The 12,345-nt window shown below is 61.4% G+C and carries 13 protein-coding genes; 3 read left to right on the top strand and 10 right to left on the bottom strand.

The annotated features are described in order from the left end of the window. Nucleotides 1–11: 11 nt before the first annotated feature. Complete coding sequence (locus tag ACIQT8_RS02705; protein ID WP_400963114.1) at nt 12–1,550, bottom strand: MFS transporter; 1,539 nt, start codon at nt 1,548–1,550, stop codon at nt 12–14. Between the two features lie 127 nt (nt 1,551–1,677). On the opposite strand from ACIQT8_RS02705, the gene ACIQT8_RS02700 reads away from it, so the two are divergent. Then, nucleotides 1,678–2,568, top strand: coding sequence for a LysR family transcriptional regulator (locus ACIQT8_RS02700; RefSeq protein ID WP_400963111.1), 891 nt, complete (start codon nt 1,678–1,680; stop codon nt 2,566–2,568). A gap of 20 nt (nt 2,569–2,588) precedes the next feature. Here ACIQT8_RS02700 and ACIQT8_RS02695 read toward each other — a convergent pair whose 3' ends face one another. The 3 genes from ACIQT8_RS02695 to ACIQT8_RS02685 form a co-directional block, all read right to left on the bottom strand. Beyond that, nucleotides 2,589–3,599, bottom strand: a complete 1,011-nt coding sequence (locus ACIQT8_RS02695) for an NADP-dependent oxidoreductase (RefSeq protein ID WP_400963108.1) — start codon at nt 3,597–3,599, stop codon at nt 2,589–2,591. Nucleotides 3,600–3,715: 116 nt separating this feature from the next. Beyond that, the gene (locus ACIQT8_RS02690) at nt 3,716–4,726 is read right to left on the bottom strand and encodes an alpha/beta fold hydrolase (protein WP_400963105.1); all 1,011 of its coding nucleotides are present in this window, start codon (nt 4,724–4,726) and stop codon (nt 3,716–3,718) included. Between the two features lie 4 nt (nt 4,727–4,730). After that, nucleotides 4,731–5,903: an MFS transporter gene (locus ACIQT8_RS02685; protein ID WP_400963102.1), complete on the bottom strand. Its 1,173-nt coding sequence runs from the start codon at nt 5,901–5,903 to the stop codon at nt 4,731–4,733. On the opposite strand from ACIQT8_RS02685, the gene ACIQT8_RS02680 reads away from it, so the two are divergent. After that, nucleotides 5,902–6,921, top strand: coding sequence for a LysR family transcriptional regulator (locus ACIQT8_RS02680; protein WP_400963099.1), 1,020 nt, complete (start codon nt 5,902–5,904; stop codon nt 6,919–6,921). The two genes, ACIQT8_RS02685 and ACIQT8_RS02680, sit on opposite strands and share 2 nt — an antisense overlap. A gap of 31 nt (nt 6,922–6,952) precedes the next feature. Here ACIQT8_RS02680 and ACIQT8_RS02675 read toward each other — a convergent pair whose 3' ends face one another. The 4 genes from ACIQT8_RS02675 to ACIQT8_RS02660 all read right to left on the bottom strand — a co-directional run bounded on the left by ACIQT8_RS02675 (nt 6,953) and on the right by ACIQT8_RS02660 (nt 10,216). Next, nucleotides 6,953–7,228: a hypothetical protein gene (locus ACIQT8_RS02675; protein ID WP_400963096.1), complete on the bottom strand. Its 276-nt coding sequence runs from the start codon at nt 7,226–7,228 to the stop codon at nt 6,953–6,955. Nucleotides 7,229–7,277: 49 nt separating this feature from the next. Next, the gene (locus ACIQT8_RS02670) at nt 7,278–8,438 is read right to left on the bottom strand and encodes a M20 aminoacylase family protein (RefSeq protein ID WP_400963093.1); all 1,161 of its coding nucleotides are present in this window, start codon (nt 8,436–8,438) and stop codon (nt 7,278–7,280) included. A 19-nt stretch (nt 8,439–8,457) separates the two neighbouring features. After that, on the bottom strand, nt 8,458–9,111 hold the full coding sequence (locus ACIQT8_RS02665) for an NAD-dependent dehydratase (protein ID WP_400963090.1): 654 nt from the start codon (nt 9,109–9,111) through the stop codon (nt 8,458–8,460). A gap of 121 nt (nt 9,112–9,232) precedes the next feature. Further along, the gene (locus ACIQT8_RS02660) at nt 9,233–10,216 is read right to left on the bottom strand and encodes an aldo/keto reductase (RefSeq protein WP_400963087.1); all 984 of its coding nucleotides are present in this window, start codon (nt 10,214–10,216) and stop codon (nt 9,233–9,235) included. 67 nt (nt 10,217–10,283) lie between these two features. Here ACIQT8_RS02660 and ACIQT8_RS02655 point away from each other — a divergent pair, with 67 nt between their 5' ends. Beyond that, nucleotides 10,284–10,682: a MerR family transcriptional regulator gene (locus tag ACIQT8_RS02655; RefSeq protein WP_400963084.1), complete on the top strand. Its 399-nt coding sequence runs from the start codon at nt 10,284–10,286 to the stop codon at nt 10,680–10,682. Here the strand turns inward: ACIQT8_RS02655 and ACIQT8_RS02650 are convergent. Both ACIQT8_RS02650 and ACIQT8_RS02645 read right to left on the bottom strand, forming a co-directional pair. Next, complete coding sequence (locus ACIQT8_RS02650; protein ID WP_400963081.1) at nt 10,673–11,698, bottom strand: NAD-dependent epimerase/dehydratase family protein; 1,026 nt, start codon at nt 11,696–11,698, stop codon at nt 10,673–10,675. The two genes, ACIQT8_RS02655 and ACIQT8_RS02650, sit on opposite strands and share 10 nt — an antisense overlap. A gap of 25 nt (nt 11,699–11,723) precedes the next feature. Beyond that, nucleotides 11,724–12,308, bottom strand: a complete 585-nt coding sequence (locus ACIQT8_RS02645) for a TetR/AcrR family transcriptional regulator (protein WP_400963078.1) — start codon at nt 12,306–12,308, stop codon at nt 11,724–11,726. Between the last annotated feature and the right edge of the window lie 37 nt (nt 12,309–12,345).

Here is a 12,345-nt window from a genome sequence, read left to right as displayed (position 1 = left end):
CATGCAATGGCTCAATCAGCCACGACGTCAGCGTCGATATCCTCCGGTTCGAAATCGGCGACCACAGCGGCCTTGGGAAGAAGCACGATGATGGTGATGGCGCAAAGCGCCGTCGCTGCCGCCAGCCACCAGCAAAGGGTGGAAAAGGCCGCCTGATAAGCCTGCTGCAGAAGATGGACATCGATATCAGGTGACAGCGCTGCAGCCGAGGCCAGATCGCCGACGGCAAGACGCTGCCCGGTATTGCCAAGCACGCTGCCCGACAGGTGTGTAAACTGGCCGAGCGACGCGGCGATCAATGCCGACAGGGCGGCGCTGACGATGGCAAGCGCAATCCCCTCGCCAGCCACACGCACCGTGCTGAAGATGCCGGTCGCCATGCCCGCCCGCTCCGCTGGCACGACGCTGATGGAAAGGCCGTCCATCAGACCCCAGGGCAAACCCGCGCCGATACCGATCACCAGCATCGGCAGCACGATGAGGCTGCCATCCCGAGCCGTGAAACCCGAGAGCCAGACGAGACCGAGCGCGGCGACCAGCAACCCGATGCCGGAGATCAGACCCGGCGCGACATGCCGCGCCAGCACGGTTGCCAGAATGGGCACCACCAGCATCGGTGCCGACAGACCCAGCATGATGAAACCGGCCTCGATGGCGCCAAGCTGCGCGATGCCGATCAGCCGCAGCGGGATGATGACGAGAAGAACGACAAAGCAGGCGCAGGTGGCGACCGGCAGCAACTGCACACCGACAAAACGCGGATACCGGAAAAGCGAGAGATCGAGCATCGGCCTTTCCACGCGCATCTCCGTTACAATGAAGACGGCAAGCGACAGGAAAAATCCCGCAGCGAGCGCGATCAGGCCTGTGGTGCCAAGGGCCGACATTTCAATCATCGCCACGGTGAAGAGCGTCAGCATCACGGTGAAGCTTGCCGCGCCCAGCCAGTCGAGTTTCGCGGCGTCGGGATCGCGCGTTTCGCGCATGCGCGGCGGACCGAGGATCAGGGCGACGAGACCGATGATACCGCTTGCCAGAAAGATCGCCCTCCAGCCGATGCTTTCAATCAGCAAACCCGTCAATAACGGTCCGAAGGCAAGACCGACGCCGAAGGTGGTACCAAGCAGGCCGAAGGCACGCGTTCTGGCATGACCGTCAAATTCCTGCGCGAGCGCTGCCGTTCCCCCGGCCAGTGCCGCAGCGGCGCCAACGCCCTGACAGGCGCGCAGCAGGTCGATCAGCCAGACCGAACCTGCCAGCCCAAGCGCCAATGAGAAACCGACGAACAGGGCAAGGCCGGTCAGAAACACCCGCCGTCTGCCATAACGATCGGCCAAAGCTCCAGCCGCCATCAGCAGGCTGCCGAAAGTCAGCATGAAGGCATTGGTGATCCAGGTGAGCGCCGCCGGTGATCCACCGAGATCCTGGCCGATGGCGGGCGTTGCCACGGCGCCCGCCGAAAAGCTTAAAGGCAGGGTCAACGCGGCAAGGCAAACAGCCGCCAGAACCGAATTGCGGCTGGCCGATGGGGTTTGAGGTGTGACGGTCATGAGAACTCCAGGCTTGGACATGCGGACGCGATCAACGCGCAAAGCCCATGTGCACCCGATGACAGGAATTCGATAATCAGCCTCTTCGTCCTTTCATTGCGGACCAGAATTCTATAATTTGCGAAGCATGGATAAACTCAGCGAGATAGAAGCCTTCGTTCGCGTTGCCGAAAGGCTGAACTTTGCCAAGGCGGGGCAGAGCCTTGGCCTGTCGCCCTCGGCTATCGGCAAAAGCGTGGCACGGCTGGAATCCTCGCTTGGCGTACGGCTCTTCAACCGCACGACGCGGCAGGTCACGTTGACAGACGAAGGCACGATGCTGTTTGAGCGCTACAGCGCCATTCTGACGGACCTGCGTGACACTCACGATGCCGTCAAGGATAACAAGGCCGCCCCAAGCGGCAGCCTGCGCGTGACGCTGCCGACCATCGGCTATCGTTTCCTGCTGCCCATCCTGCCGGAGTTTCGTCGGCTTTATCCTGACATCGATCTGGAATTCGATTTCAACGACCGGCGCGTCGACCTGATCGAAGGCGGTTTCGATGCCGCCATTCGCAGCGGCGCACTCGACGATTCCAGCCTGATGATGCGACGCCTCGGACCGTTTCGTTTCGTCGTCTGCGGCGCGCCTGACTATTTTGCCCGCATGGGCAGACCGCAGCAGCCCGGCCAGTTGCTGCACCATGACGCTTTGCGCTTTCGTTTCCCCTCATCCGGCAGGTTCCAGGACTGGCGGCTTGAAAATGGCGACAATGCGCTGGCCGGTATGCGTGTTGCGCTGACCTGCGGCAACATGGAAGCGATACGCGCCGCTGCAATCGATGGCCTCGGCCTTGGTTACATGCCGGAGTTTCTGGCAAAGGACGCCATTCGCGACGGCTTGCTGGAAAGTGTGCTGAATGAATATCTCGCGGCACCCGGCCACTTTTCGATCCTGTGGCCGGCAACGCGGTTCATGACCCCGCGCCTGCGCGCCTTCATCGATTTCGCCTCTGAAAACATGTTCAGGGAAACCTGATCCGGAAGAGAACCGGTGCTTCACGGCTCGACAAGCTGGACCACCACCTTGCCCTTGGCCCGGCCGGATTCGAGATAGGCAAAGGCTTCGGAGACCGCATCGAAGGGAAAGACGCGATCGATAACCGGCTTGATCGTGCCGGCATCGATCAGGGCTGCGAGTTCAGCAAGTTCGCGCCCGCTTGGATGCATGAAAAGGTAACGATAGGAAACGGCGTGTTTGCGTGCTTCGGCCCGCAGACGATAGGAAATAAGCCAGAACAGCGCCGTAAGGATCGGGCCGCGACCGAGATCCTTTCGCGCCGTCTCCGGTTCCGGCATGCCCGCAATCGACACGACCTTTCCGCCACGCTTTACGACGCCGAATGTCTTCATCAGCGTTTCAGCACCCAGCAGATCGAAGGCGCCGTCCATATCGCGAAGCAGGGTTTCGAACCGCTCCGTCGTGTAATCGATGACCCGATCAGCGCCGAGATCCTCGACAAGCGCTCTGCCGCGTGGCGATGCCGTGGTTGTTACCTCTGCGCCAAGCCACCTGGCGATCTGGATGGCGAAAGTGCCGACACCGCCGGCACCTCCGGGGATGAAGATGCGGGTGCCCTGCGTAACACCGAGTTCATCGCGAAGTGCCTGCAGCGCTGTAAGCCCGGCCAGGGGAACACCGGCCGCAGTGACGAAATCGACGGTCTCAGGCATTTTCGCCAGAAACTTTTCCGGCACCACGGCATAATCCGCAAGCGCGCCCATCGCGTCCTTCGGCATACGGGCAAAAACGCGGTCGCCGGGCAGAAAGCCGGTCACGCCCTCACCGCACGCCTCGACCACGCCCGCCAGTTCATTTCCCATGACGACGGGCAACGTGTATCGCTGCACCACCTTCAACGCGCCGTCGCGCGTCTTGTAATCAACGGGATTGAGACCGGCCGCGTGAACGCGCACAAGCACGCTTGCGGGCGCCGGATGCGGACGGGACACCTCAATCAGCTGCGCCCTGTCAGCCCCGCCATATTCCGTCAAAACAAACGCCCGCATCGCGACCTCCCGCTCACAACGATGATGTCTCCCAAAGGTAGGATATGACCCCGAGAAGCGCAAAGTCCAGGATCGGAGGAGCATGCGTCATCTCCTGCCGCAACCGTGTGGTGACATCACCGTGCAAGCAGGTCGCGGATGGCGGTTTCGATGGTGTCGGTGTCGGCCTCGTTCATGCCCTCGCCCGCCACATGGCCCCAGGATGAGTGCAGAAGCCGGAACTCCGCGCCCGGAATTTTCCGGGCTTCATCGGCGGCATCTTCAGGCGGGAAATAGAGATCGCTTGAGGATGGCATGATGATGGTATCGGCCCTGATCGATGCCAAAGCCTTGTCGAGATCACCCTTGTAACGGTCATTAGCGCTGATGTCGGCGTGCTGTCCGGTCCAGATATGGGAGAGCAGGTTGTTGACGTCGCGTTTGAGGAACCAGCCCTCCCAGAAATCGACGAGGAAATCTTCTAGCGAGGCGTAACCGAGTGCCGTCTCATCCAGCCGCTCGCGAAAGAAGCCTTGCGAGAAGCCCCACGCGGCATAGATCCGCGCCGCCACCCGCAGGCCCCGCAGCGGCTGCGTTGCGTAAAAGCCATCGCGAAAATCGTCATCCAGTTCGATGGCGGCACGCACGCTGTCGAAGAACAGATGGAAGTGACGCGAGGTGCGGGCGGCACTTTGAAAGGTGAACAACCGTTCCACCCTGTCAGGAAAAGCCGCGGCCCACTCAAAGGCCTGCGCACCGCCAAGCGACCAGCCGATGGCAAGGCGCAGCGTCTCGATGCCGAACTTTTCGATGAGCAGACGCTGCTGCTGCTGGACGTTGTCATGAATGGTGACAGGCGGAAAACGCCCGCCACCGCCGGGCATCGGCGTATTGCTGGGCGAACTGGAGAGGCCATTGCCGAACATGTCAGGCACGACAATGAAATATCGCTCGGGGTCCAGCGCCCTGCCCGGCCCGATCAGCCAGGCTGCATCCTCATGCGTGGCAGCGAACGAGGTCGGGTAGATGATGGCGTTGTCTTTTGCCGCGTTCAGCGTGCCGTAGGTTTTGTAAGCAAGCTTTGCCTGACGGATGCAGCGTCCTGACTGCAACTGGATGTCGCCGAGTTCGAAGATATCGTGGGTCAAGGTCTTACCTCCTGGGAATGACGATAAAGAACAGCAGTGCGGTCGCCGGCATGAGGGCGGCGAGCAGCAGAGTGGTGGGTAGATCGAAGCGGTCGACCACAAGCCCGCCGGCGAACGAACCGGCGGCAATGCCGATGTTGAAGGCGGCAACGAAAAGCGCCGTGGCGATTTCAAGGGCGGATGGCGCGGCCTTCATCATCCAGCTCTGCAGGCTGACTGAAACGCCGCCATAGGCCACACCCCAGACAAGAAGCAGCGCGGCACCAGCAAACGCCGTCGTGCCCAGGAACCGGAAACCGAGGATTGCCACGACCAGCCCGATGGCGATGCTGACGAGTGTGGCGGGAAGCTGCCGCGAGACAGCCATGCCTGCCAGAAAATTTCCGGCAATTCCTGCCGCGCCATAGAGGAAAAGCAGCACGCCGATCCATTCCACCCTGACGCCAGAAATGGACTGCAGGATGGGGCTGACGAAGGTATAGGCCATGAAGTGCCCCGCCACGATCAGCAGCGTGACGATGAGGCCGGATTGAACCGCAGGCCGCGCAAGCTGCGCCTTGAATTGACCAAGACCGACGGACTGGCGGACGGGAAGTGCAGGCAACGCCACGAGGTTCAACACCAGCACGATAAGGCTGAACAGCGCCATTGCCCCGAATGCTGAGCGCCAGCCTGCGATGTCGCCGATGACGGCACCCACAGGCACGCCCAGCACGGAAGCGGCCGCCACACCGCCAAAGATGATGGCTGTTGCAGTGCCGACGGAATGCGTAGGAACCAGCCTTGGCGCCAGCCCACCGGCAATCGCCCAGATGCCGCCCATGCAGAAACCGACGACGACCCGCGCCGCCAGCAGCCAGCCGATGGAGGGTGCCAGCGCTGAAGCGATGTTGGCAGCAACCAGCAGCACCAGGAGCCCGGCCAGAATGCGCCGCCGATCGATGCTGCCGGCCACCAGAATGACGAAGGGCGCGAAAAGGGCGGCGAGGATCGCCGGAACCGACAGCATCAGTCCGGCTGTGCCGACCGACGTTTCCAGCTCCATCGCGATCGCGGTCATAAGCCCGACGGGCAACATCTCCGTCGTGACGACCGAAAAGGTGGAGAGTCCCACCGCATAGACCGAGGCCCAACCGCCGCTACGGGCAGTTCGTGCCGAACGCGTCTCCAGTTCCATGAGTAAACCTTTCGTGCTGCGGCGAGCGATGTCGCTCTGCCGGACCGGTGTTTACTGGATACGAAAAACCGATAAAGTGGCCGACAAGGGCAACAGATGGGACGATTTGGAAACAATGCTCGATCACTTTGGCGACGTGCTGGCCTTCGTGCGTGTGGCGGATACGCAAAGTTTTACCCGCGCGGCAGAACGGCTCGGCATCTCACGCTCCGCCGTGGGCAAGAGCATTGCGCGGCTTGAGGAAAACCTCGCAACCCGCCTCATTCAGCGAACGACACGCAGCACCAGCCTGACGGATGAAGGCCAGCTTTTCTACGAACATGCCCTGCGCATTCTGTGCGAGGTGGATGATGCCGAGGCCACACTTGCCGAACGCCACCAGACACCGAAAGGCCGGCTTCGCCTCGATCTGCCGACGGCCTTTGGCCGCCTGCATGTTCTGCCCGTGCTGCAACGTTTCCTGGCCGACTGGCCGGAACTGGAGGCCGATGTGTCGTTTTCCGATGATTATTGCGATCTGGTCAGTGACGGGATCGATGTCGCTATCCGCATCGGTGGACCGGCAGATAGCGGGCTGATCCGACAGGTTCTGGCCCCTCACCGGCTGGTGACCTGTGCTGCCCCATCCTATCTGGAACGACGCGGCACACCTGAAGATATCGACGCGCTACAGCAGCATGAAAAGATCATCTTCACCTATGCCAACGGGCCCGTGCCCTGGCGTTACCGCATCGCGGGCGCGCTGCGCGACGTCCATGTGCGTGGCGCGCTCAGGCTCAGCAACACCGAAGCCATACGCGATGCGACGCTGGCGGGCCTTGGCATTGCCCAGCTTGGCGCCTTCCTTGTTGGCGACGATATCCGGCAAGGGCGTCTCGTGCCCGTTCTCGAAGACTTCAGCCGCGAGGAGCCACCGATTGCCGCCGTCTATCCCACCCGCCGCCACGTCTCGCCGAAGGTTCGGCGTTTCGTTGAGGCAATCCGCAAGGAGTGGGCGGCCGGTGCCCCCTGGGAATAGGCACTTTCCGCGAAAATCGCGATAACCGAGATCACCGCTTCGGAATGATCGTCACCCGGCATTCGTCGTTGGTCTCCAGCCCGGCCTTGGTGCATTGCGGTGCGGTCAGGTTGAAGAAGAAGACGTCCGAGCCCTTGCCCCAGGGCCTGATGTTGCGCGTGAACGGGCCTGTTTCATTGAGCATGATATCCGCTGTAAAGGCACCGGTGCGACCGGTCACATGCTCGGGTTTCACCACGATGTAGCGCGGCAGAAACTCTTCCTTGCGCAAAATTCTCGTCGAGAACGTCACCCTGTCTTTGTCCATTCCATCCCCCTGTCGTCCAGACGTTCCTGCAACCCCTTGGCCCCGGCCTCTAATCGAGCGGCATCCCGCGCTCGACCAAAGCCCGAAAATAGGCAATGCCATAGGGAATGGCGGCGTCGTTGAAATCGAAACCCGCATCGTGAACCGAAGGGCCGTCTCCGTTACCGATCAGCATGATGTTTCCGGGACGCGCTTCCAGCATGAAGGCAAAGTCTTCCGAGCCCATCAGCGGTTCCATGAAGCCATTGACCGCGTTATCACCCACCAGTGACTGCGCCGCTTTTACCGCAAAAGCCGTTTCCAGCGGATGATTCACGGTGGGCGGATACATGCGTCTGTAAGTAACGGTTGCGCCAGCGCCGTAGGCGACCGCGACATGTTCGGCGATCTCTTTCACCCGTCTTTCGATCAGATCGCGGGTCGCCGGGTCAAAGGTGCGCGTCGTGCCGCCCATCTCGGCCGATTGCGGAATGACATTTCCCGCCTTGCCGCCACCCATCCAGCCCACGGTCACAACCGCGCATTGGCGCGGATGGACGTTGCGGGACACGATGGTCTGTAACGCAAGCAGAATGTTTGCGCCGACGACAAGCGGATCGACACTGACATGCGGCGATGCGCCATGCGCGCCTTTGCCGTCGATCCTGATCCTGAAACCATCCGCAGATGCAGCAAGCGGCCCGCTGGCGGTCGAAAACTGACCAATCGACAGGCCGGGTTCGGTGTGCATGGCGTAAACTTCGCTGATGCCGAAACGGTCCATCAGCCCATCGTCGACCATCGCCTTGCCGCCGCCACCGCCTTCTTCCGCCGGCTGGAAGATCACCACTGCCGTGCCGTTGAAGGCTCGGCTGCGGGCAAGCTCGCGCGCCGCCCCCAGCAACATCGCCGTGTGGCCATCATGCCCGCACGCATGCATCACACCGTCAACGGTCGAGGCCCATGCGGCGCCGGTCTCCTCCTGAATTGGCAAGGCATCCATATCGGCCCGCAGGCCGATGACCTTTCCGCTGCTCTTCGCCTGACCATGAATGACGCCGACCACACCCGTCTTGCCGATGCCTGTCACCACCTCGTCACAGCCAAATTCAGCGAGTTTTTCAGCAACAAACGCAGCCGTTCTGTGCACGTCGAACTGCAATTCGGGATGAGCGTGAAGATCCCGCCGCCACGCCACCACATCGGCATAATCGCCATAGGGTCCAACCATGCCGCCTCCCGCGATCATCTTACGCCAACTGACTTGCCGAAACGATGTAAACACCGCCCACCGGGCGCAGCGCGGCATCGAGTATGGCACGCGCAATCTTGTCGGCCGGATTGATGCGCCACTTTTTCGGCAACAGCGGGCCGAGAGCTTTCAACACCACCGTCATGGCACGCTCACCGAACCGGAACTCGTCACGCTGCCCGCCGATCAGACCCGGCCGAACCAGAGTGAGGGATCGAAAGCCGATTGTCTTGAGGCCATCTTCCACCTCGCCTTTCACCCGGTTGTAGAAAATCGATGAACGGCTGTCCGCGCCGATAGCCGAATTGAGAACATAGGTCTGCGTGCCGTGGGCATGGGCAAGACGCGCCACTGCCAGCGGATAGTCATGATCCACCCGCCTGAACGCGTCCTGCGAACCCGCCGTCCTGATGGTCGTTCCCAGCGTGCAGATGACCGCATTTGCCTGCCACCAGTCGGCCGTCTCGGGCAACTGATCGAAATCCACCTGAGGCGAAATGAGTTTCGGGTGCGGCGGCAAAGGGCGGCGCGTGGGCGCGACAACGCGGGCAACAGCCGGATCTGCCAAAGCCAGCCTGAGAACATGACCTCCGACCAGCCCCGAAGCCCCGACAAGCAGAAGCGTCGCCCCCTCACCCGCCATATCCGCCATGCCGCCTCTCCCCGTTCAACTGCCTTCAGATACGAGACAGGCTACCCGGTACGCGCTGCGGCGTCGATCCCTTGGCGGTGATCAGATGGTAGCGCGGCCATAAGACCGCGCTTCCGAGGCATCAGACCGCGACACCCTGCACCGCAGCCGCCAGTGGTTCCAGCCGATCCATTTCTTTATCGGTCAGGTGAATGGTGGCGGCGGCGACGTTTTCCACCAGCCGTTCGGGCTTGCGTGTGCCGGGAATGGGAACGGTTTTCGCTTTCAATCTGTCGGACTGGGCATAGAGCCAGGCGAGCGCCAGTTGCGCAGGCGTGACGCCCTTCGAAGAAGCGATGTCTTCGATACCGGCGACCAGCTTCATATTGGCTTCCAGGTTTTCAGCCGAGAAACGCGGGAAGTTCTGACGCGCATCATCACCGCTTAGTGACGCGGAAAACCCCTGCCCCGTCAGCAGGCCGCGCCCCAAGGGCGAATAAGGCACAATGGTCACCCCGAGCTCTGCCGCCGCCGGCACGATTTCCCGCTCGATATCGCGGGTAAAGATCGACCATTCCGACTGCAGGGCGGCGATGGGATGAATGGCATTGGCGAGGCGCAGCTCAGCGGCGCTGACAGCCGACAGACCAAGCCACTTCACCTTGCCCGCCTTGACCAGATCGGCCATCGCGCCGATCGACTCTTCCAGTGGCACGGTCTCGATGCGCCGGTGCATGTAATAGAGGTCGATCACCTCGACACCCAGTCGCTTCAGGGAGCGATCCACCGCCGCCCTGATGAATTCAGGGCGGTTATCGATGCTCCAGTCATCAGGGTTATCGGGCGTGCGCGTGTATCCGAACTTGGTGGCGATGATGACTTTGTCGCGGTTGGCCGTAACGAACGGCGCCAGAAACTCCTCATTGGCGCCGACACCATACATGTCTGCCGTGTCGAACATGGTTACGCCGAGGTCCAGCGCCCGTTCCAGCGTTGCACGCGACTGGGCCACATCGGTAGCGCCATAAAATTCGCTCATGCCCATGCAGCCCAGTCCCTGAACGCCGATCATCGGGCCATTCGGACCAAGCTGAAGCTGAGGCATGGGGGTATTTTCGCTTGTCATTTTTGGGTCTCCACTTTCTGACAAGCACCTCTTATAAGTATGGAGTATAGTCCATGGTCAAGGGTTTATGATGCTGATTTCGGAATTTGCCAGAGCCACCGATCTGCCGGTCGATACGATCCGTTTCTACATCACCAAGGGACTGCTGAAACCGGAGCGCGGCGCCAAGGGCGGCTCCAATCCTTACCAGATGTTCCGCGCTGAAGACGTGACGGCGGCACGCATGATCCGTCTGCAGCAGACGCTGGGTTATTCTCTCGGTGAAATCCTGGCGCTGAATGAGGAATATCGCGACGGCGAACATTCGTCAGAACGCACGATCGAGGTGCTGCAATCGCAGATAGCCAGGCTGGAAGAGCGCAAGGCCGCGCTGGATGCGGCCCTGTCGTTTCTGCGTGGCAAGGTGGACTGGATCAAGGCGGGCAAGCCCGATGACGCGCCGCGCCTTGAAGACTATCAGTGTTGAGCGGCGCTGAGTTCCGCCAGCCCTTCTTCCCTTGATATCACCGGCTCGTATCCAAGCTCCCGCCGCGCCTTGCCAATATCGAACGAGACCTCCACAGCCGAGGTCGCATAAGCCTGCCTTGTCAGCGGCGGAACAATCCTGCCGCCAGATATGCCCGCCAGAATATCGCCAATGGTCGCCACGGTGCGAACGATGGCACGCGGCACCACCTTTTCAGGAACGGCAAGCCCCTGTGTTTCCACCAGCGCTGAAACGATGCTGCGGAACGGCACGGGCGCGCCGTCCGAAATGAAATAGACCTGGCCACCGCGACCACGGCCAAGCGCCAGTTCCACGGCGGTGCAAAGATTGGCGATGTGGGTGGTCGAGGTCAGATAGGTTCCGCCGCTGATCCAGGCGAACTTGCCGGATTTTACCGCCTGCGTCAGCGCTGGAAGGGCAGTCGTATCGTCCCTGCCCCAGACAAAACGCGGGCGCAGCACCACGACAGAAAAGTCGGGCCCGTCAGCAGCGAGAGCGAGGCGCTCTGCCGCCGCCTTCGTACGGGAATAACCGCCTGCCGGTCTTTGCGGCAATGGCATGGTTTCATCCACATTGACGAGCGGCTTGCCGGTGGCGAGCACGGATTCCGTGCTGAGATGAATGACCTTGCGAATGCCGGCGACACGGGCCGCATCGAGAACCGCACGCGTGCCGTCCTCATTCACACGTCGCTGTTTTTCGCTGGCAGGCCCATGGTCGGTATCGGCGGCGGCGTGGATCAGCGCATCGCAGCCCGCCATGCCGGCGGACAAAGCGGGATCGAAAAGTTCGCCAATGACCGGTTTCGCCCCCAACGACCGAACCAGTTCTGCCACGCTTTCACTGCGCACCAGGGCGGAGATTTCCACACCGCGCGCAACAAAATGGCGGATCAGGTTGCGGCCGACATAGCCGCTAGCGCCCGTTACAAAGATCCGTTGAAACGGAACGAGTTTATCCGTGGCCGCGTCCTGTGCGGCAATGCTGTCAGTCATGTCATTCACCTGTGTTCTGGGAGGGTCAGCTCGTGGCGATTTCGGGAAGGTCGCTCTCACCCGGTTGCGCTGTTGCAAGCCAGTTGATCTCGCGAAGAAGCCTGTCGCGCTCTTCACGCGGGAAATGGTGGAAATCGAGATGTTCGAGGAATTTCAGCCCCTCCAGCGCCAGATAGGCAAGAAGCGCACCACGCGGCGATGGTGATGTGGCCTCGATGCGGGAAATGGTGCGGGCTTGATTATCCTGCATCTTGGTACGCAGCCCGGCATCCAGCGCAAGCGCGGCACTGAGGTTCAGCGCAACCGCCCTGAACTCCTCCGGCGGCGGGGCAGCAGCGGCAAGAATACGCCCACGGATGGCCTTGTCCTCGACAGCAGCGATCTGCGCTTCAATCCCGGCATGATGATCATTGTCGCGTTCAAACGCGCGGTCCACCACGGCTTCGACCAGGGCCTGCTTGGACTTGTGGTCGTAAAGCACGCTCGCCTTGTTGATACCCGCCTCCCTGGCGACAGCATCAACCGTCAGATTCGCCGCCCCATCGCGACCGACAACCCTTTCCGCCGCATCAAGAACCGCCTGCTGATCGATAACCCGCTTCCTGCCCATCGTCTCATCCAATTTATTTCCAACCAGATGGTTATAA

This window comes from Agrobacterium sp. NPDC090273, assembly GCF_044772305.1.
In the GTDB taxonomy this organism is placed as follows: domain Bacteria; phylum Pseudomonadota; class Alphaproteobacteria; order Rhizobiales; family Rhizobiaceae; genus Agrobacterium.
The sequence above is the reverse complement of the archived record's forward strand: the minus strand, read 5'-3'. Positions and strand labels throughout refer to the sequence as shown.